Annotated in this window: 18 protein-coding genes; 9 read left to right on the top strand and 9 right to left on the bottom strand. The window is 70.5% G+C overall.

Annotated elements, in window-relative coordinates:
- Positions 1-191 precede the first annotated feature (191 nt).
- A complete protein-coding gene (locus tag VPH46_RS06195; RefSeq protein WP_416609727.1) occupies positions 192-875 on the bottom strand; it encodes an arylesterase in 684 nt (227 codons plus the stop codon).
- Between the two features lie 65 nt (positions 876-940).
- Between VPH46_RS06195 and VPH46_RS06190 the strand changes: the two genes are divergently transcribed.
- The 5 genes from VPH46_RS06190 (at position 941) to VPH46_RS06170 (ending at position 5,926) form a co-directional block, all read left to right on the top strand.
- Positions 941-1,639: an ABC transporter ATP-binding protein gene (locus tag VPH46_RS06190; RefSeq protein WP_416609725.1), complete on the top strand. Its 699-nt coding sequence runs from the start codon at positions 941-943 to the stop codon at positions 1,637-1,639.
- Positions 1,636-4,149, top strand: coding sequence for an ABC transporter permease (locus tag VPH46_RS06185; protein WP_416609723.1), 2,514 nt, complete (start codon positions 1,636-1,638; stop codon positions 4,147-4,149). The genes VPH46_RS06190 and VPH46_RS06185 overlap by 4 nt, the downstream gene beginning before the upstream one ends.
- Positions 4,150-4,171: 22 nt before the next feature.
- The gene (locus VPH46_RS06180; protein WP_125961985.1) at positions 4,172-4,795 is read left to right on the top strand and encodes a TetR/AcrR family transcriptional regulator; all 624 of its coding nucleotides are present in this window, start codon (positions 4,172-4,174) and stop codon (positions 4,793-4,795) included.
- 141 nt (positions 4,796-4,936) lie between these two features.
- Positions 4,937-5,347 carry a hypothetical protein gene (locus tag VPH46_RS06175; RefSeq protein WP_125961986.1) on the top strand — a complete coding sequence of 137 codons (411 nt, stop codon included), beginning with the start codon at positions 4,937-4,939 and terminating at the stop codon, positions 5,345-5,347.
- A 237-nt stretch (positions 5,348-5,584) separates the two neighbouring features.
- Positions 5,585-5,926 (top strand): hypothetical protein, encoded by a 342-nt coding sequence (locus VPH46_RS06170; RefSeq protein WP_416609720.1) that lies wholly within the window; start codon positions 5,585-5,587, stop codon positions 5,924-5,926.
- 55 nt (positions 5,927-5,981) lie between these two features.
- Here VPH46_RS06170 and VPH46_RS06165 read toward each other — a convergent pair whose 3' ends face one another.
- The 4 genes from VPH46_RS06165 to tgt are packed head-to-tail and all read right to left on the bottom strand — an operon-like array spanning position 5,982 to position 11,199.
- A complete protein-coding gene (locus tag VPH46_RS06165; RefSeq protein ID WP_416609718.1) occupies positions 5,982-6,953 on the bottom strand; it encodes a cell wall hydrolase in 972 nt (323 codons plus the stop codon).
- 25 nt (positions 6,954-6,978) lie between these two features.
- Entirely contained in the window at positions 6,979-9,825 is a 2,847-nt protein-coding gene (locus tag VPH46_RS06160; protein WP_416609716.1) for a M16 family metallopeptidase, read from the bottom strand.
- Between the two features lie 23 nt (positions 9,826-9,848).
- Positions 9,849-10,049: a hypothetical protein gene (locus tag VPH46_RS06155; RefSeq protein WP_125961989.1), complete on the bottom strand. Its 201-nt coding sequence runs from the start codon at positions 10,047-10,049 to the stop codon at positions 9,849-9,851.
- Between the two features lie 19 nt (positions 10,050-10,068).
- Positions 10,069-11,199 (bottom strand): tRNA guanosine(34) transglycosylase Tgt, encoded by a 1,131-nt coding sequence (tgt, locus tag VPH46_RS06150; RefSeq protein WP_416609714.1) that lies wholly within the window; start codon positions 11,197-11,199, stop codon positions 10,069-10,071.
- 111 nt (positions 11,200-11,310) lie between these two features.
- On the opposite strand from tgt, the gene VPH46_RS06145 reads away from it, so the two are divergent.
- Positions 11,311-11,475 (top strand): hypothetical protein, encoded by a 165-nt coding sequence (locus VPH46_RS06145; RefSeq protein WP_317894195.1) that lies wholly within the window; start codon positions 11,311-11,313, stop codon positions 11,473-11,475.
- 242 nt (positions 11,476-11,717) lie between these two features.
- Here VPH46_RS06145 and pgeF read toward each other — a convergent pair whose 3' ends face one another.
- The 4 genes from pgeF to lgt are packed head-to-tail and all read right to left on the bottom strand — an operon-like array spanning position 11,718 to position 14,906.
- Positions 11,718-12,482 (bottom strand): peptidoglycan editing factor PgeF, encoded by a 765-nt coding sequence (pgeF, locus tag VPH46_RS06140; protein ID WP_416609712.1) that lies wholly within the window; start codon positions 12,480-12,482, stop codon positions 11,718-11,720.
- A complete protein-coding gene (locus VPH46_RS06135; RefSeq protein ID WP_416609710.1) occupies positions 12,479-12,988 on the bottom strand; it encodes a GNAT family N-acetyltransferase in 510 nt (169 codons plus the stop codon). Before VPH46_RS06135 ends, pgeF begins: the two co-directional genes overlap by 4 nt.
- Positions 12,985-14,031 (bottom strand): class I SAM-dependent methyltransferase, encoded by a 1,047-nt coding sequence (locus VPH46_RS06130; RefSeq protein ID WP_416609708.1) that lies wholly within the window; start codon positions 14,029-14,031, stop codon positions 12,985-12,987. The genes VPH46_RS06135 and VPH46_RS06130 overlap by 4 nt, the downstream gene beginning before the upstream one ends.
- Positions 14,028-14,906, bottom strand: a complete 879-nt coding sequence (gene lgt, locus VPH46_RS06125) for a prolipoprotein diacylglyceryl transferase (protein ID WP_132883187.1) — start codon at positions 14,904-14,906, stop codon at positions 14,028-14,030. The genes VPH46_RS06130 and lgt overlap by 4 nt, the downstream gene beginning before the upstream one ends.
- A 113-nt stretch (positions 14,907-15,019) precedes the next feature.
- Between lgt and VPH46_RS06120 the strand changes: the two genes are divergently transcribed.
- From VPH46_RS06120 to phbB, 3 genes are read left to right on the top strand one after another with little or no spacing between them, the layout of a single operon-like run.
- Complete coding sequence (locus VPH46_RS06120; RefSeq protein ID WP_416609705.1) at positions 15,020-17,281, top strand: molybdopterin cofactor-binding domain-containing protein; 2,262 nt, start codon at positions 15,020-15,022, stop codon at positions 17,279-17,281.
- Positions 17,278-18,285, top strand: coding sequence for a ferrochelatase (hemH, locus tag VPH46_RS06115; RefSeq protein ID WP_416609703.1), 1,008 nt, complete (start codon positions 17,278-17,280; stop codon positions 18,283-18,285). Before VPH46_RS06120 ends, hemH begins: the two co-directional genes overlap by 4 nt.
- A gap of 60 nt (positions 18,286-18,345) precedes the next feature.
- Complete coding sequence (phbB, locus tag VPH46_RS06110) at positions 18,346-19,068, top strand: acetoacetyl-CoA reductase (RefSeq protein WP_416610021.1); 723 nt, start codon at positions 18,346-18,348, stop codon at positions 19,066-19,068.
- Positions 19,069-19,145: the final 77 nt, after the last annotated feature.

Below are 19,145 nucleotides of genomic sequence, written 5' to 3'. Positions count from 1 at the left end.
GCAAGTCCATTCGACCGCACGAACGGCAACTGGTCGCGTAGGATAACAGCTTTCCTACAGCAGCGCCGTCGATTTCATAATAATCGTAACGCTGCGTCCCGCCTTAGGACGATGTAGGTACGCTCAGGAGTGAAAAGTGCCCGGGTGCAGCAGGCCGGTGAGGCAGAGATCTTCGGCAACAGGCGTATGAATCAACTCAGCCGCTGCAGCCGCTCCGTTACCACCGGCGCGATGCGCGTGACCATCTGTTGCACGCCCTTGGCGTTCGGGTGCACCCGATCGGCCTGCATCAGCGCAGGGTTGCCGATCACGCCGTTCAGCACGAACGGGTAGAGCACCGCGTCATATTCCTCGGCGAGCTCGGGGAAGATGCGGTTGAACGCGCCTGCATAGTCCGCCCCCAAATTCGGCGGCGCCATCATGCCGGTGAGCACGACGGGGATCTTGCGGCGCTTCAGCTCGTCCAGCATCACCTTCAGGTTTTCGCGGGTGGTGGCCGGCGGGATCTGGCGCAGCACGTCGTTGCCGCCCAGGCCCAGCACCACCAGATCCGGCGTGCGCTTCAGATTGTCGAGCGAGAAGGCGAGCCGCTGGCGACCGGCCGCGGTCGTGTCGCCGGACACGCCCGCGTTCACCACCGTGGCGTTGATGCCGGCGCCGCGGAGCGCCGTCTGCAATCCGTCCGGGAAGCTCTGTCCCCGCGCCAGGCCGTAGCCTGCATAGAGGCTGTCGCCGAACGCCAGCACCAGCCGCTCCGGCCCCTGGGGCACGCTCGCCGCGGGTGCCGCGGCCGCCTGTGCGCCGTTCACCGGCACGTTCGCCTGTTCGGCCGGAACCTCTTGCGCCCCTCGATCATCGCAGCCTGCGAGCAGCAAGGCTTGGAGAAGCAGCGTACCCGCTCCATAACGAAAGCTACCATCCTCCAATGCGATCCTCCGACATGCCCGAAACGAACCACGGCGATATGGTGATCGCCGCGCGTGATGTCACCTTGACCCTCGGCAACGGCGACGCCGCCACGCCGATCCTGCGCGGGATCACCCTTTCGGTGGCGCGTGGCACCAGCCTGGCGCTGCTGGGCGCATCGGGCTCGGGCAAGTCGTCGCTGATGGCGGTGCTTTCCGGACTGGAGCGGGCGACGGGGGGCAGCGTGCACGTGGCTGGCCTCGACTTCGGCGCGCTCGACGAGGATGCGCTGGCAAGGGCGCGGCGGGGACGGATCGGCATCGTGCTCCAGGCATTCCACCTGCTGCCCACCATGACCGCGCTCGAGAATGTCGCCGTGCCGATGGAACTGGCCGGCGACACGGATGCGTTCGCACGCGCCGAGGCGGAACTGCAGGCGGTCGGGCTTGGCCATCGCCTCAACCATTATCCCGCGCAGCTTTCGGGTGGCGAGCAGCAGCGCGTCGCCATCGCCCGCGCGCTCGCCGGACGTCCGGAGATCGTGTTCGCGGACGAGCCGACCGGCAACCTCGACGCCGCGACGGGCGCTGCGATCATGGACCTGTTGTTCGAGCGGCGCGCCGCCACCGGCGCCACGCTGGTCGTCATCACCCATGACCCGGCGCTTGCCGAGCGCTGCGACCGCATCGTCTCCCTGGCAGACGGCCGGATCGTGCGGGACGAGACCAAGTGAACGAGTGGCGGCTGGCCTGGCGGCTCGCACGGCGGGAACTGCACGGGCGGTTCCGCGGCTTGCGGCTGCTGCTGGTGTGCATGTTCCTGGGCGTTGGGGCACTGGCGGCGATCGGCAGCCTGTCGGCGGCGATCGACGGCGAGCTCAAGGCGCGCGGCGCGGCGATCCTGGGCGGCGACGTCGAGTTCGCCACCTCGCAACGTGCTGCGACCGAGGCGGAGCGCGCAGCCTTTGCCCGGCTCGGCAGGGTCTCCGAGACGACGGGCATGCAGGCGATGGCGGTGCGGGAAGGCGGTGCCGAGAGCCCCCAGACGGTGCCGGTCACGCTCAAGGCGGTGGATCGCAGCTACCCGCTCTACGGCAACCTGCGCCTTGCCGACGGCAGCATCGCTCATCCCGCCGATCCGACGCGCGTCTGGATCGCCCCCGGCCTTGCAGAGCGGTTGCGCGTCGGCGTGGGGCAGCAGCTTCGCCTGGGAAGCGCGCGCTTCACCATCACCGGCATCATCGCCGACGAGCCCGACCGGCTGGGGGAGGGGTTCACCCTCGGCCCCGTCGCGATCGTCTCGCTGGAGGGTGTCGCCCGCACCGGCCTGATCCAGCCGGGCAGCCTCTACGAGACCAAGTACCGGATCGCGCTCCCCGCCGATCGCGCGCCGGCCGCGGCGGCAGAGGCGGTCAAGGCAGCCTTCCCCGATGGCGGATGGGAGGCGAAGACCCGCGACCGCGCATCACCGGGCGCCGCGCGCTTCCTGGACCGCATGGGCCAGTTCCTGGTGCTGGTGGGACTTGCCGCGCTGGCCATCGCCGGGATCGGCGTCGGCAATGGCGTGGGCTCCTATCTGGCCACCCGCCGCGGCAGCATCGCCGCGTTGAAGGTGCTGGGCGCGACCTCGGGCGGCATCGCGCGCGTCTACCTGCTTCAGGTCGCGGTGGTCGCCGGCGTCGGCATCCTGCTGGGGCTGGTGGCGGGCATCGCCGCCGTGCCGCTGATCCTGTGGGTGGCGGGCGACGTGCTGCCGGTGGCACCGGAGTTTGCGATCCATCCGGCACCGCTGGCGCTCGCCGCCGGCTATGGCCTGCTGACCGCGCTCGCCTTCACCGCGCCGCCGCTGGTTCGGGCAGGCGCCGTGCCCGCCGCGGGCCTGCTGCGCGGCAGCCTCGATCTGCGGCGCGCGCCCTGGCGGCGGGTGCTGCCGTGGACGGGCGGGGCGGGGCTCCTGGTGGTCGCGATCGCGGTCGCCACTGCCGAGCAGCCGTGGTTCACCGCCAGCTTCCTCGCCACCATCGCCGGCACGCTGCTGCTGCTCGCGGCCTTCGGCTGGGGCGTGCGCTGGCTCGCGGCGCGCTTGCCGCGTCCTCGTGGCCCGCTGCTGCGACTGGCGCTCACCGGGCTCCACCGGCCAGGCGCGCGTACGGTTACGCTGGTGGTGGCGCTTGGGCTCGGCCTCACGCTGTTCGTGCTGCTGGCCGCGATCCGCACCAGCATCGACGCCAACATCCGCGAGACCATCCCGCAAAAGGCGCCGGCGCTGTTCGCGCTCGACGTGCCCCGCGACCAGGTCGATCTGTTCCGCCGCACGGTCACCGGCGTTGCGCCCCAGGCAGAGCTGCGGATGGTCCCGCTGATGCGCGGCACGATCACCGCTTATGCCGGGACGCGCGTCGCCGACCTCGAGACGCTGCCGGAAGGTGCCTGGGCGCTTCGGGGCGAGCGTGGCCTCACCTATTCGGAGACGCTTCCGGAGGGCAACGAACTGGTGGAGGGCAAATGGTGGCCGGCCGGCTATGCCGGCCCGCCGCTGGTGTCGCTCGACGTCGATCTCGCGCGGGCCCTGGACCTCAAGATCGGCGACCCGATCCGCTATTCGGTGCTCGGCGTCGAGCGGGAGGCGCGCGTCGCCTCCTTCCGCCGCATCCACTGGGACAGCCTCGGCTTCAACTTCGTGATGGTGTTCAGCCCCAACGCCATCTCCGACGTGCCGCACAACCTGGCCGCCACGATCGACCTGGCGAAGGGGCAGGAGGGCGCGGTCACTCGCGCACTGCTGCCGCGCTTCCCCTCCGTCTCCGTGGTGGAGGTGCGCGGCGTCGTGGAGCAGGTGCGCACGATCGTCAGCCAGATGGCGACCGCCATCGCCGCCGCTGCCTCCGTCGCGATTCTTGCGGGCATCGCCGTGCTGATCGGCGCGATCGCCGCGGCGCGGGAGGCGCGCACCTATGACGGCGTGATCCTGAAGACGCTGGGCGCCACGCGGGCGCAGGTGCTGGCGGTGCAGGCGCTCGAATATGCGTTGCTGAGTGCTGCCATCGCGGCCCTGGCGCTGGCGCTCGGGCTGATGGGCGCCTGGTACGTCGTGGTGGAGGTGTTCGCGTTCGGATGGCTGCCGGACTATCCGGCGGTATTGGGAACGCTTGCGGTCGGGGCGGGGGTGACGCTGGTCATCGGCATCCTGGGCGCGCTTCCGATCCTGGGCATTCGTCCGGCACGCGCCTTGCGTCAGCTCTAGCCGTGGGCGCTAAGTTGCTTATATGACGGGAATTATGAAAGCCGCGCTTTGCTGTTCCGGACGGGGTCGTCCCCGCGAATTCGATGTCGAGGAAGCCTTGGCCGCCGCGCTGCGGGTGTTCTGGAGCAAGGGCTATGAGGGCGCTTCGCTGTCCGACCTGACGGAGGCGATGGGGATCACGCGCCCGAGCCTCTATGCCGCCTTCGGCAACAAGGAGTCGCTGTTCCGCAAGGCGCTCGACCTCTACGAGCGCGAAAAGCTCAGCTATATCAGCGTCGCGCTGGAAGCGCCGACCGCCCGCGAAGTCGCCGAGCGGCTGTTGCGCGGCGCGGTGGAAAGCCATGCGAGCACCTCCGGGCCGCGCGGCTGCCTGGGCGTGATCAGCTCGGTCGCCTGCGGAGCGGACGCGGAGTCGATCCGCGAGGAGGTCCTGAAGCGACGCGCCTCTTCGCAGGCCGCGCTGGTCGCCCGTTTCGAGCGCGCCAAGGCAGAGGGGGACCTGCCCGCGCACGTCGATCCGCAGGGTCTCACCGCGTACCTAGTGGCCATTCTCCAGGGCATGACGGTGCAGGCGGGCGCGGGTGCCAGCAGCGAGGCGTTGAACGCGTTGGTGGATACCAGCCTGGCGATGTGGCCGAGCGCCTGAACGCTGGGTTTCGCTAAAAACTACCAATGAGTACAAATATCCCGTTGACGGCTCGAATTGTCTTCTGTACCGGTCAGTAGGTATTGAGGGCACGACGACGGCACCGCCGCTGACCTGCCCACCCAAACGGAGGGAAGGCCAATGGCGTATCTGACATTCAGCGAGTTGGGCGGCGCTGCCGCTGCGAAGGCGGCGGCGGCTCCCATCGTGCCGCAGGCCGATCCGGTGCCGGTCCAGGCCGGGCTGTCGCCGCTCGAATGGTCGGTCGTGGCGATCGCCCGCAACGAACGCCTGGGAAGCCTCCGTCAGCCCGGCCCGATCCTGACGGCACTGGGGTCGCTGTTCGGCGCCCGCCCGCGCCTGCCGCTCGCCGATCCCAAGCTGGAGGCGCTGCGCCGCCTGTCGGTGCTTGCCTGGCATCGCGGCGACAACCTGCCCAAGTCCGAGATCGCCCGCTTCTTCTCCGCAGGGTTCAGCACGCATCAGTTCGAGACGCTTTTGACCAGCATCGGCCGCGGCCGGCTGGCGAGCACGCGCACCCGCGCCGCCTGAGACGCGCACGACTTCCGTTCCCTCCCGACCAGTCCCCCTTGGGCGGTCCGTCTTCCGGCGAGCCGCCCGATTTTTATGCAGGCAGAGCGCTCCCACCCGGGGTGGCGGAAGATGAACGATGCGGTCGCGGTTGCGACAATCGGCGACACAAAAGCGGTATTGCTGACACGATCCAGCGACGGCGCGGCCCCAGATTGCTTCTCGACCGAACGAAGGTCGGACTTGAGGAGTGAAGCCATGAAGAAGATCGCACTGCTGATCGCGGGCCTGGGGATCGCCGCGACCGCGCTGCCCACCGCCGCGAGCGCGGCGCCGTGGCAGAACATCAACCAGCGCCAGGCAACCGTCGAGCAGCGCATCGACCAGGGTGTGCGCAGCGGCCGCCTCGATCGCCGCGAGGCTACCCGCCTCCGCGCCGAGTACCGCCAGATCGCGCAGCTCGAGAACCGCTATCGCCGCAGCGGCGGTGGCCTCTCGGTGGGCGAGCGGCGTGACCTCGACCAGCGGCTCGACCGGCTGATGGCACGCACCAAGTATCAGAAGCATGATCGCCAGGGGTATCACGGCCCCCGCCGCTGAGCCCGATGATCACGAACCAGGACGCCTCGCCGGCAACGGCGGGGCGTCGTTCGTTTCAGCGCAACGGCTTGCCCGAGTCCTTCCACCGGTCGAGCACTGTCGATTCCGGCAGCTTGTCGTCGGCCGCGGGTGGCGCCGGGGCGGGCGCGGGGCGCACTTCGGGCGCATCGGTACCCGGTTGCAGCGTCGGGGGCGGAGGTGCGCCCGCAGCGGTTTGCGGAAGCGGGAGCGGGTCGAGCGGCGAGGGCAGGTGCGGCCCCGGCGGGGGCTCGCGCCCGGAATAGCGATCGCTGAACGCATCGGCCGTGCCCCACCACCCCTTCCAGCGGTGAAAGAAATGCGCCCCGAACGCGCCCGTCATCACCAGCGAGCGGTTCCACGCCGGGGTGACCGCATAGGTGTGATAGTGGGTGGCGAGCCCCACCGGCGCGAACACCGCGCCGCTCAGCGCCTGTGCCGCGACGCGCCGCGCGCGTGCCCAGGCGGCGGGGACGCGCTGCCGGGCCATGGCGCCGTCGCAGGCGAAGCTGAACTGGCAGCCGCGCCGCTCCGAACCCTGGTAGACCACGCCGCATACGGTGGCGGGAAAGGCGGGATGGCGCACGCGATTGAGCACCACCTGCGCCACCGCGCGTTGCCCGTCGTCGGGCTCGTTCGCCGCCTCGTAATAGATCGCTGCCGTGAGGCATTCGAGCGCGCGCGCCTGGTCGAGCACGCTGCCGCGCGCGCGAAAGGGCCGGGCGGGCACGATCGACCCATCTCCCTCTAGCGCGGCGAGCGCGGGGATTGGGAGGTCCGGCAGCGGCGCGGTGCCGGTGGTCCCCGCCTGTGGCGCGGCGAGCGCGCCGGAGAAGGGCGGCGCCTCCGCCTGCGCCGTGCTGCGCGGGGGCAGGGCCATGCGGCGGGCGGCGGCGCGCTGCTGCTGGTCGAGCGCGATGCGCCCGGCATGCAGCGAGAAGGCCAGGGCGGCCGCGGCGACCGCGGTCACCGCGACCTGCCGCCTGCCAATCCGTCCCAGGCGCCGCACCGTCACTCCCTGGCCCGTGCCCCGATCAGCGCGTCAGCTTCGGCGTGTCGAGGTCGAGCGCGCTGGCCTGGATGACCTCGGCCTGCGGGTAGCGCGGGCGAAGCGTTTCCGCGAACTGCTTGGCATCACCGACCACGACGATGCTCGCGCCGGCCGGATCGAGCACCTGGGCCGCCACCTGCTGCACCGCCTGCGCATCGACGCCCTCGATCTCGGCGAGCGCCTGATCGATCGCGTTCACCGGCTGGCCCGCCAGTACATAGGCGCCGAGCTTGCCCGCCAGGCCGCCGCGCGTCTCGACATCGCGGCTGAAGCCGCCCGACAGCACCGCCTTGCGCGTCGCGAGTTCGGCGGCAGGCACCGGATCGCGGCCGATGCGGCGCAGCTCCGCGACGATCAGGTCCACCACCTCGGGCGCGGACTCGTTCTTGGTCTGCACGGTCGCGCTGAACGGACCCACGCCACGGTCGCCGGCAAGAGCGCTGCGTGCCCCGTAGGAAAGCCCACGCTTGATTCGGATTTCCTGGTTGAGCCGCGACGAGAAGCCGCCGCCCAGCACCGTGCTCGCAAGCCGCGCGGCCGGGAAGCGCGGATCGCCGCGCGACAGCGCCGCACGCGACACCACCACCGCCGCCTGCCCGCTGCCGGGCAGGTCGACCACGACGACGCGGGGCTTCGCTGGAAGCGCGGGCTCCGTCGGTGCCGCGGCGCTGGCGCCGCTTGCCTGCCAGTCGCCGAACAGCTGCTCGGCCATGGCCTGCGCCTTGGCGGGCGTGATGTCGCCGACCAGGATCAGCGTCGCGCGATCCGGGCGCCAGGCTTCGCCATGGGAGGCGACGATCTGCTCGCGGGTCACGCCGCGATAGCTGGTTTCGGTCCCCACCTTGCCATAGCGGCTGTCGCCGAACACCGCGCGCGCCGCGACCTTGCCGGCGAGCGAACCGGGATCCGACTGCTCGATCTGGAGCGCATCGATCCACTGGGTGCGGACCCGCTCGATCTCCTTGGGATCATACGCGGGATTACGGACCACATCGGCCAGAATGCCCATCGCCGGAGCGAGCCCGTTGGTGCCCACCAGCAGCGAGACGCTCGCGCCGTCGTCCTCTGCGTCCGTGTCGAGCGATGCGCCCAGCGCCTCCACCTCCGCCGCGATCTGCGTGGCGGAGCGGGTGCGGGTGCCTTCGGTCAGCAGCTCGGTCGCGAACCAGCTGGGCTCCGGCCGGCGCGTCGGCGCGGAGAGCTCGCGCGTGTCGACCACCATCGTTGCGGCGACCAGCGGCAGGCCGGGCTTGGGTACGGTCACGAGCCGCAGCCCGTTTGCGAGCCGCGTCTCCGTGCGTGCGGGAAGCGCCGCGGTCGCGACAGGACCGGGCTGGGGCAGCGGCTTGCGCTCGCCATCCGATGCGACCTGATGCACCGCCACGCCCGCGGGGATGGTCAGCGCACGGGTCTCGACGGTCGGGGCGATGCGGATCGAGTCGTCTGGGGCTGCACCCTCGGCCTGCAACAGATATTGCAGAACCGCCACCTGGTTCTCGCCCAGATAGCGGCGGGCGACGCGCTGGACCGCGGCGGCATCGACCTTGGCAATCGCGGCGAGCTGGCGGTCGGCGGCGCGGGGATCGCCGTTGACGATCACGCTGTTGGCGAGCGTGAAGGCGCGGCCTTCGGCGGTTTCGCGCCGGGCGAGTGCGGCGGCCAGGATCTCGTTCTTGGCCTCCGCTAGCTCGGCGGCGGTGATCGGCGCGTCGCGCAGCCGTGCCACTTCCCGCTTCAGCCCGGCTTCGACCGCGCCGATGTCCTTGCCCCCGGCGGCGATCGCATAGGCCGCGAGCACGCCGGTATCCTTCTTGCTGTCCAGATAGGTCTCGGCCGACTGGGCGAGCTGATCGCGATAGACCAGCGCCTGGTACAGCCGCGAGTTGCGCCCGGTCGAAAGCACCGCGTTCAGCACCGCGAGTGCGGCCTGGTCCGGGTGGTTGTCGGGCGGCACCTGGTAGCTCAGCACCACCGCCGGAAGGGGCGTGTTCTCGGCATGGACGACGTGCCGCGTGGCCGCGGTGCGCGGCGGCTCCTTCACCGCCACGCGCGGGATCGGCCGGTTCGGCTTGGCGACGGGCGCGAAATACTGGTCCACCCAGCGGGCGAGCTCGGCGGGGTCGAAGTTGCCCGCCACCACCAGCACCGCATTGTCCGGCCGGTAATAGGTCGCGTGGAACGCGCGGATGTCGTCGATCGTGGCCGCGTCCAGATCCTCGATGCTGCCGATCCCGGGTCGCGCATAGGGATGGCGGGTGTAGGAGATCATCGGCAGGTAAAAGCCGAACAGCTTGCCATAGGGCTGCGCGAACACGCGGCTGCGCAGCTCCTCCTTCACCACGCCGCGTTCGGAGGCGAAGCTGGTCGGCTCCACCACCAGCGTCGCCATGCGATCGGCCTCTGCGAACAGCAGCCGCTCCAGGTGATTGGCCGGAACGACCTCGAAGTAGTTGGTGTAGTCGTCGGCCGTCGAAGCGTTGTTGTAGCCGCCCACGTCCTCGGTCAGCCGGTCGAACGCCTCGGACGGCAGGTTGCGCGTCTGCTTGAACATCAGATGCTCGAACATGTGCGCAAAGCCCGATCGCCCGCGCGGATCGTCCTTCGAGCCGACGTCGTACCAGACCTGCACCGCGACATTGGCGGTGGAGGTGTCGCGGATCGCATAGACCTTCAGCCCGTTCGCCAGCGTCCGCTCGGTATAGGCGAGCGGCGCGACCGGGGCCGGCGCCGGTGGCTTGGCGGTCGATGCGGCGGGCGCGTGCTGCCGTGCGGCGGCGGTTGCGGGAACAAGTGCAGTGGCGAGCAGCAGCGCCGCGCGGAAAGGGTGCATCGATCAGCCTTGTGGTGCGCGGGTCAGCGCTTCGTACGGGAGCGGTTTGCGTAGAGCAGCGCAGCGGTGAGCGCAGCCGAGCCGATGCCGACGCCGATGCTGATCGGAACGGCGGGCCAGCGCTTGGGCCGCTCGATATCGGCGGTTTCGGCCGCGGCTTCGCGCACGCGCTTGGCGTCCTTGCAGGCGGCCTCGACTTCGTTGATCGGGTGCGTGTCGGTCATTGCTCTTCTCCGAGTACGATCATCCGCGACTGGAATAGCGCGTCCGGAAGTCGTTGGCGAACATGGATAAGCTGCCCGCCGCAATTGCCGCGCGCAGATCCGCCATCAGCCGCTGGTAGAACCACAAGTTATGTTCGGTCATCAGCATCGCCCCCAGGATCTCGCCCGCGCGGACCAGATGATGAATGTAGGCGCGGCTCCACCCGGTGCAGCTGGGGCAGGGGCATTCGGGATCGAGCGGCCCGGTGTCCTCGGCAAAGCGCGCGTTGCGGATGTTGATCGGGCCGGTGCGGGTGAACGCCTGGCCGGTGCGACCCGAACGGGTGGGCAGCACGCAGTCGAACATGTCGACCCCGCGCTCGACCGCGCCGACGATGTCGTCGGGCTTGCCGACGCCCATCAGGTAGCGGGGCTTGGCGGGATCGAGCTGTCCGGGGGCGTAGTCGAGCACGCCGAACATCGCCTCCTGGCCCTCGCCGACCGCGAGGCCGCCGATCGCATAGCCGTCGAAGCCGATGTCCTTCAGCGCATCGGCCGACTCGCGGCGCAACTCCTGATCGAGCGCGCCCTGTTGGATGCCGAACAGCGCCGCACCCTCGGCGTGGGCGCCGCCCGAATCGAAGCCGTCGCGGCTGCGCTTCGCCCAGCGCATCGAGCGCTCCATCGCGCGCGCCTGGACGTCGCGGGTGGCGGTGGTCGGCACCAGCTCATCGAACGCCATGACGATGTCGGACCCGAGCAGCCGCTGGATCTCCATCGAGCGTTCGGGGCTGAGCAGGTGGCGCGAGCCGTCGAGGTGGCTCTTGAATTCGACGCCGTCTTCGGAGCGCTTGGTGAGCTCGGACAGGCTCATCACCTGATAGCCGCCGCTGTCGGTCAGGATCGGCCGGTCCCAGCCCATGAAGCCGTGGAGGCCGCCCAGCCGGTGCACGCGCTCGGCGCCCGGGCGCAGCATCAGGTGATAGGTGTTGCCGAGCAGGATGTCGGCGCCCGAGGCGCGCACGTCGGCGGGTTTCACGGCCTTGACGGTGGCGGCGGTGCCGACCGGCATGAAGGCGGGGGTGCGGATGGTGCCGCGGCGCATCGCGATCTCGCCGGTGCGGGCGCGGCCGTCGGTCGCGTGGATGGTGAAGTCGAAACGAGGGGACATGCCCGCCTGATGCCGCCGCGCGCCGCCGCTGTCGAGCCGCGATCACGCTTGGTGCGCCGGGAGCGTCGGCCGTTCCGGTGCGTTTCGACGCGTGAGGAAGAGGAGCATGCCATGGCCGAACAACCCCTGTCGCCCGGTGATGACGCCGCACCCGGTACGCCCGGCACCGGCGAGAACCTCTGCCCGCGCTGCAGCGGCAGCGGGCGGATCGACGGCGCCGAATGCCCGGAGTGCGAGGGCACCGGCAAGGTGATCGAGGGGATCGGCGGCGGGTGAGGGGCCTTTCGGCAGCGCGAATGGATGCCGACCTTAGCTGGCATGAGGAAGAAGGGGCGGCGCGGCTGCGTTCATCACCAACGCCGCTCCCCACCCGTTCGCCTCGAGTAGCCGTCGAGCTTGTCGAGACGGCGTATCGGGAGGTCGGCCGTTGTGGCTCTCTCGATACGGGCTCTCGACAGGCTCGATCCCTACTCGAGACAAACGGGTAGCTGTATGTCGATCCGGTCTGGAGGGTAGCCTCACTCCAGCCCGATGATCGCGATCTGCCGTCCGTAATCGGGCTCGCCGCGATGGGTCGCGCGGCGGTAGCTGAAGAACCGTTCCGGATCGGCATAGGTGTCGAGCCCCAGCGCCTCGATCCGGCGCACGCCGGCGCTTGCGAGCCGGTGGACGACATAGGCCTCCAGGTCGAATTGGGCGTGGCCTTCTCGCGTGTCGGTGAAGAAGCGTTCGTTCTCCGGATCGGCTTCGGCGAAGCGGCGAACGAAGTCGGCATCCACCTCATAGCTGGCGCGCGCGATGCAGGGACCGACTGCAGCAGCGATCCGCTCCCGCCTGGCGCCCAGCTGTTCCATCGCAGCGAGCGTCGAGTCGGTGACACCGCCGATCGCGCCCTTCCAACCCGCATGCGCAGCCCCGACGACGCCCGCTTTACGGTCGGCGAGCAGCACCGGCGCGCAGTCGGCAGTGAGAATGCCGAGGGCGAGGCCCGGCCGGTCCGTCACCAGCGCGTCGGCGTGCGGGCGCAGGGCTTGCTCGAACGGCTGCGTCACCACGACCGCGTCGGCGGAATGGACCTGGAACAGCGTCACCAGCTGCGCTCCCGGCAGCACGGCCTCGGTTGCGCGGCGACGGTTCTCCGCCACCACTTCGGCGGTGTCTTCGGAGCCCAGCCCGACGTTCAGCCCGGCATGGATGCCGCTCGACACGCCACCGCGGCGGCCGAGGAAGCCGTGCGGCACGCCTGCCAGCGTGGCGGCGCGGATCACTTCGGGATTGCTCACAGGTCCAGGCTCCAGATGCGGTCGTCGTCGACCTGCTCGCCGACAACGAATTCATATCGCCCGACCTCGACGAAGCCGTAGCGCGCGTAGAAGCGCTGCGCGCGATGGTTGTCGACATAGACGCTCAGCACCAGCCGGTCGGCACCCTGGGCGCGGGCGGTGGCGAGCGCCCAGTCCATCAGCGCTGGCGCCACGCCTTCCCCCTGCCAGGGACCCAGGACGTAGAGCTGGTGCAGCTCTACGGTCCGCGCTCCCCAGTCGCCCGGGAACACCACCGGGCCGAGCTTGGCGAAGCCGGCGATCGCGCCGCCTTCCGCCTCGGCCAGCCGCACCTTGTAGGCCGGATCGGACAGGTGCGAGGGCAGGCCGTTCTCGCCGAAGGTGCTGTCGAGGAATGCCGCGAGGTCCGACGCGCGGTAGAGCGTGCCGAAGGTGTCGCAGTAGCAGCGCTTCGCCATCTCCGACAGCGCCGGCCCGTCCGCCGGCACGGCGTCGCGCAGGATCATGCGAACCCCGCCGGCGCCGGCCAGTCGGGCGCGGTGACGGCGATCGCCTTGAACAGCTCGCCCATCTTGTCGGGCGCGACCAGCCGCTGGCGATCGTCGGCGATCTGCTGCGCGCGCTCCGGGCTGGCGAGGGCGAGCGTCGCCACCCGCGCGTCGATGCCGAGCGCGGTCAGCCAGAAGCCCTGTTCGAGCGGGCCATAGCCCTTGGCGTCCTCGACCCGTGCGGCCTCCAGCAATGTCCCGAAGTCGACATGGGCGGTGAGGTCCACCTCGCCAGGCGTGTCGAACGGATTGGCGAATTGATGCTCGCGCACCGCCTGCAGCGAGTCGCCGATCGCGGGTCCCGTGTAGCCATAGTCGATCACCAGCGCGGTGCCGCCCTGCGCCACCAGCCGCTTGGCGAGCTGGCGCATCACCGCGACGGCGGCGGGCGCGGTTTCCAGGATCGAGCCCGGGGGTGCGTCGCGCAGCCCTTCCGGCACGATCGGGTCGAAGCCGGTGGTGCCGGCGATCGGCAGGAACAGCGTGTCCTGGCAGGCGACCAGCCGCTCGCGCCAGCCTTCCGCGGTCTTGATGAGTTGCCGGATGGGAAGGGCGTCGAAGAACTCGTTTGCCACCACCAGCAACGCGCCGTCGTCGGGAACCCCGACCAGGTCGACGTGCCATTCGGCGTCGGGCACGCGCTCCTTCTGCGCGGCGCGCAGCGTGGCGCTCGTCTCGATGAAGTGCACCTGCGGCTTGAGCCCTGCGCTCGCCATCGCCCGCAGCGCGTCGGCCGCGAGCGTTCCCCGGCCCGGCCCGAGCTCGACATAGCGGGCCGGCGGCCGCCCGGCGCGGTGCCAGGCGTCGGCAAGCGCCAGCCCCACCAGTTCGCCGAACATCTGGCTGACCTCGGGCGCGGTCGTGAAGTCGCCGCGCGCGCCCAGCGGGTCGCGGCTGTTGTAATAATGGGCGTTGGCCGCGCCCATGAACTGCGACAGCGGGATCGGCCCGCCGAGCGTAATCGCGCGGGCGAGCCGGTCGGGGAGCGACCCCTCGCTCAAGCCACGCTCTCCGACCCCGCGATCGGCTCGATCCGCTGGCGGCGGCGATTGGCCGTCACGATCAGGTAGATGCCGCCCGCGATCATCGGCAGCGTCAGCCACTGGCCCATGTGCAGCCCGGTCTGCCGCGCGAATTCCATCAGCTGCTCGTCGGCCTCGCGGAAGAACTCGACGAAGAAGCGGCTGAGGCCGTAGCCGAGCAGGAACCAGCCGACGAGCTTGCCGGGTTGGTAGCGGGCGTTGGTGCGCCAGAAGAGGAACCAGAGGAGGGCACCGAGGAGGATGCCCTCAAGGCCGGCCTCATAGAGCTGGCTGGGATGGCGCGCCGGATCGAGGCCGCCGGCGACGGTGTTCGGAAACACGATGCCCCAGGGCACGTCGGTCGCCTTGCCCCACAGTTCGCCGTTCACGAAATTGGCGAGCCGGCCGAAGAACAGGCCGAAGGGTGCACAGCACGCGACATAGTCGTGGATGCGCAGCCAGTTGAGCTTGTGCTTGCGCGCCATCAGCAGGATGCCGATCGACGTGCCCACCACGCCGCCGTGGAACGACATGCCGCCGTCCCACAGGCGCAGGATCCGCCAAGGATCGGACCACATGTCCTCGCCATAGAACAGCACATAGCCGATGCGCCCGCCCAGGATGATGCCCAGCGTCGCATAGAAGACCATGTCGTCGGCATGGCGGCGCGCCATCGGGGCGCCCGGCTGCGCGAGCAGCTTCAGCAGGTACCACCAGCCGACCAGGATGCCGGCCAGATAGGCGAGCGAATACCATTTCAACGTGAAGAAGCCGAGGTCGAGCGCCACGGGATCGAGCCCCAGCTGGTCGAACCGGATGTGGCCGCCGGCGGCGGCAAGCGTCGAAAGGATCAAGTCGAAGGCTCCGGAAGTCTTTGCGCTGCTGGTACGCCGCTCGCCCCGAAAACCCAAGCGCGGAAGCGCAGGCCGGCTGGCGCCGGCTGTCGCCGGGCGATAGAGCGGCGGCCATGGCTTTGGATGCAGTGCCGCGCGCGGCCCCTTCGGCAACGGGATTGAGCCGGCGCAGGCTGCTGGTCGGCGGCGCGGCGGGGGTGGGGCTGGTGGTCGGCTGGGCGCTTTGGCCACGCGACCACGCCGTCAACCTGACGGCGGCCGAGGGGGAGACGATCTTCGGCCCCTGGATCAAGATCGGTGCGGACGGCCAGGTGACCGTCGCGGTGCCGCAGGCGGAACTGGGGCAGGGGGTGTTCACCGCGCTGCCGCAGATCGTTGCCGACGAGCTGGGCGCGGACTGGCGCACCGTCGCGGTCGAGCCGGCACCGATCAACCCGCTTTATGCCAACCGGCTCGCGGCATCGGTGCTGTTCGAGGACGCGCTGGGCGACCTGCCCGAACGGGTGCGCAGCCGCCACGCCGAGGCGCAGACGCTGATGCTCACCGCCGCGTCCACGTCCGTCCGCGCGTTCGAGGGCGAATTGCGCAGGGCCGGCGCCGCTGCCCGCATCCTGCTGTGCAAGGCGGCGGCGCGGCGCTGGGACGTGGACTGGCACAGCTGCGCCACGCTCGACGGTTTCGTAATCGCCGGCGGGCAGCGTGGGCGGTTCGGCGCGCTTGCGGCGGATGCGGCCGACGAGCGGCTGCCGAGCGGCGACCTGCCGCTGCGCACCGGCGAGGAGAAGCGGCTGACCGGAGAGTCGCTGCCCCGCCTCGACGCGCCCGCCAAGGTCGACGGCAGCGCCAATTTCGCGGGCGACATTCGTCTGCCCGGCATGGTGTTCGCGGCCATCCGCCAGGGGCCGATCGGCGACAGCCGGCTGGTACGCGTGGACCGTGCGGCCGCCGATCGCGTGCGCGGCGTCTCCGCGGTGGTGGAGAACCCGAACTGGGTCGCCGCCGTCGGAGAGACCTGGTGGGCCGCCAATGCTGCGCTCGATGCGCTCGCCCCCCGATTCGAGACGCGCAGCCGGCTGGTGGACAGCGAGTCGATCGAGGCCGCCCTCGATGCGGCCCTCGATGGGGAGGGCACCCGCATGACCCGCGCCGGCGATCTCGCCGCGACCTTCAAGGACGCACAGGTCGTCACCGCCGACTATCGCGTGGGGGCGGCGCTGCATGCCGCGATCGAGCCGACCACCGCCACCGCGGCCTGGCGGGACGGGCGGCTGACGCTGTGGATGCCCACCCAGGCGCCGGCGCTCGCACGCGCCGCGGCGGCGCGGACGCTCGGCATCGGCGAGGAGCGCGTCGTGCTGCACCCGACGATCGCCGGCGGCAGCTTCGGCGCGAACCTCGAGCATCAGGTCGCCGAGCAGGCGGCGCTGCTGGCCCGGCGCCTGGAAAAGCCCGTGCAGCTGACCTGGTCGCGCAGCGAAACCTGCCTCCACGATCGCTACCGTCCGCCGGCAGCCGCCCGCATGACGGCGCGGCTGGCAAAGGGGGGCGGGGTGGCCGGCTGGCTGTGCAAGATCGCGGCCCCCGCGGTCGGTCACGCGCTTGCCCAGCGCCTGCTTGTCGACGACACCACCGCCCGCGCGGCCATGCTGTTGCCGCAGGGCGGCGACACGCTGGCCGTGGAGGGGGCCGTGCCGGCCTATGCGATCCCCGCGCTCGCCGTGGACCACCACCCGGCCGAGATCGGCGTGCCGGTCGGCTACTGGCGCTCGGGTGCACACAGCTACACCGCCTTCTTCAACGAGTGCTTCATCGACGAGCTCGCCCATGTGGCAGGTATCGAGGCGCATTCCTTCCGCATCGCCATGCTCGGCGGCAACCCGCGACTGGCGCGGTGCCTCTCCACCGTCGCGACGCTCGGCGGATGGCAGGGCGGGATCCCCGGCAGCGGCCAGGGGCTCGCCTGCCACCAGATGCGCGGCTCCTTCATCGCGGTGATGGCGGAGGCGCGGATGGGCGCAGACCAGCGGGTGAAGGTCGATCGGCTGGTCGCGGCGGTGGATTGCGGGCGGCAGATCAACCCGGACCTCGTGCTCCAGCAGATCGAGGGCGGGCTGATGTTCGGAATGGCCGCGGCGCTCGGCGCCGCCACCGGCTTCACCGACAACCTCGCCGATGTGCGCGGTTTCGGAGCGATGAACCTGCCGCGGCTCGTCGACACGCCCGAGGTGTCGGTGGAACTGATCCGCAGCGATGCGGATCCGGGCGGGGTGAGCGAGCTCGCGGTGCCGCCGGTCGCACCCGCCATCGCCAACGCCGTGATGGCCGCAACCGGCGTTCGCCTCCGCCGCCTTCCGCTGCTACCGGAGGAAGAATGACGCCGCCCGCCGATCATCCCGCCATTCCCCAGCCCCGGGTCGGCGTCCTGCTGATCAATCTCGGCACGCCCGACGCGCCCGAGCCGCGGGCGGTCAAACGCTACCTGGGCGAGTTCCTGTCGGACCGGCGGGTGGTGGAACTGCCGGCGATCGCGTGGCAGCCGATCCTGCGCGGCATCATCCTGAACACCCGGCCGAAGAAATCCGCGCACGCCTATAGCCAGGTGTGGACGGAGAAAGGCTCGCCGCTCGCCGCCGTCACCCGCGCGCAGGCGGAGGGACTGAAGGACGCGTTCGGCCCCGAGGTGCTGGTCGACTGGGGCATGCGCTACGGCAATCCGGCGATCGGCGAGCGGCTGCGCGCGATGAAGGCCGCGGGGTGCGAGCGCATCCTGCTCGCGCCCCTCTACCCGCAATATTGCGCAGCAACGACCGCGACGGCCAACGACAAGGCGTTTGCCGCGCTCGCAGGGATGCGCTGGCAGCCGGCGATCCGCACCCTGCCGCCCTATCACGATCATCCCGCCTATATCGACGCGCTCGCACAGACGGTGCGGGAGGATCTGGCGAAGCTTTCCTTCACCCCCGACGCGATCGTCGCCAGCTTCCACGGCATGCCGCAGCGGACGCTGGAACTGGGCGATCCCTATCACTGCCACTGCCAGAAGACCGGCCGGCTCCTCTCGGATGCGCTGGGGACTGAACTGGTGGTCGCGTTCCAGTCGCGCTTCGGCCGGGCCAAGTGGCTGGGGCCGGCGACCGACGACACGCTGGCGGCGCTCGCCCAGGCCGGCAAGCGGCGGGTGGCGATCGTCGCTCCCGGCTTCTCGGCCGATTGCGTGGAGACGCTGGAGGAACTGGCGATCCGCGGACGCGAGACGTTCGAAGAGGCGGGCGGCACCGATTTCGCCTACCTCCCGTGCCTCAACGCCGAGCCTGTCGGCTTGCGGATGCTGCGCAGCATCCTTGCAGCGGAGCTTGCAGGCTGGCTGCCCGCCGCCTAGCCTGACGGGGAAGCGGGCGGCCTCTTTTTGGCGCCCGCAACTCGGATGGAGAGCAAGGTCATGGCACGGGTAGCGATTGTAACCGGTGGCACGCGCGGCATCGGCGAGGCGATCAGCCTGGCGCTCAAGGAAGCGGGCATGACCGTCGCCGCCAACTATGCCGGCAATGAGGAAAAAGCGAAGGCGTTCACCGAGCGTACCGGCATCTCCGCGTTCCGCTGGGACGTGAGCGACTATGACGCCTGCCAGCAGGGCGTCGCCGAGGTCGAGGCGGCGCTGGGGCCGGTCGACGTCGTCATCAACAACGCCGGCATCACCCGCGACGGCACCATCCTGAAGATGACGGCCCAGATGTGGGACGAGGTGATCCGCACCAATTTGGGCGGCTGCTTCAACATGGCGAAGGCGGTGTTCCCCGGCATGCGGGAGCGCAAATGGGGCCGCATCGTCAACATCGGCTCGATCAACGGCCAGGCCGGCCAGTACGGCCAGGTCAACTATGCGGCGGCGAAGTCGGGCATCCACGGCTTCACCAAGGCGCTGGCGCAGGAAGGGGCGCGCTTCGGCGTGACCGTAAACGCGATCGCGCCGGGCTATATCGATACCGAGATGGTGGCGGCGGTTCCGGCGGACGTGCTGGAAAAGATCGTCGCCAAGATCCCGGTCGGGCGCCTCGGCCAGGCGCATGAGATCGCGCGCGCGGTCGCCTTCCTCTGCGCCGAGGACGGCGGCTTCATCACCGGCTCGACGCTGTCGATCAACGGCGGCCAGCACATGTACTGATCCGGGGGCGGGCTTCCTCCCGCCCTTTTACGGCCAGAACGAAAAAGGGCCGGTCCATCGCTGGACCGGCCCCGGCT

It is taken from the genome of Sphingomonas sp. MJ1 (PH-R8) (genome assembly GCF_048058635.1).
GTDB lineage: Bacteria > Pseudomonadota > Alphaproteobacteria > Sphingomonadales > Sphingomonadaceae > Sphingomonas.
The sequence above is the reverse complement of the archived record's forward strand: the minus strand, read 5'-3'. Positions and strand labels throughout refer to the sequence as shown.

Bases quoted from the DNA above. Each gene is read 5' to 3' on its own strand.
- VPH46_RS06190 (WP_416609725.1), top strand. From the start codon at position 941: ATGCCCGAAACGAACCACGGCGATATGGTGATCGCCGCGCGTGATGTC.
- VPH46_RS06180 (WP_125961985.1), top strand. From the start codon at position 4,172: ATGACGGGAATTATGAAAGCCGCGCTTTGCTGTTCCGGACGGGGTCGT.
- VPH46_RS06175 (WP_125961986.1), top strand. From the start codon at position 4,937: ATGGCGTATCTGACATTCAGCGAGTTGGGCGGCGCTGCCGCTGCGAAG.
- VPH46_RS06170 (WP_416609720.1), top strand. From the start codon at position 5,585: ATGAAGAAGATCGCACTGCTGATCGCGGGCCTGGGGATCGCCGCGACC.
- VPH46_RS06160 (WP_416609716.1), bottom strand. From the start codon at position 9,825: ATGCACCCTTTCCGCGCGGCGCTGCTGCTCGCCACTGCACTTGTTCCC.
- VPH46_RS06155 (WP_125961989.1), bottom strand. From the start codon at position 10,049: ATGACCGACACGCACCCGATCAACGAAGTCGAGGCCGCCTGCAAGGAC.
- tgt (WP_416609714.1), bottom strand. From the start codon at position 11,199: ATGTCCCCTCGTTTCGACTTCACCATCCACGCGACCGACGGCCGCGCC.
- VPH46_RS06145 (WP_317894195.1), top strand. From the start codon at position 11,311: ATGGCCGAACAACCCCTGTCGCCCGGTGATGACGCCGCACCCGGTACG.
- VPH46_RS06135 (WP_416609710.1), bottom strand. From the start codon at position 12,988: ATGATCCTGCGCGACGCCGTGCCGGCGGACGGGCCGGCGCTGTCGGAG.
- VPH46_RS06120 (WP_416609705.1), top strand. From the start codon at position 15,020: ATGGCTTTGGATGCAGTGCCGCGCGCGGCCCCTTCGGCAACGGGATTG.
- hemH (WP_416609703.1), top strand. From the start codon at position 17,278: ATGACGCCGCCCGCCGATCATCCCGCCATTCCCCAGCCCCGGGTCGGC.
- phbB (WP_416610021.1), top strand. From the start codon at position 18,346: ATGGCACGGGTAGCGATTGTAACCGGTGGCACGCGCGGCATCGGCGAG.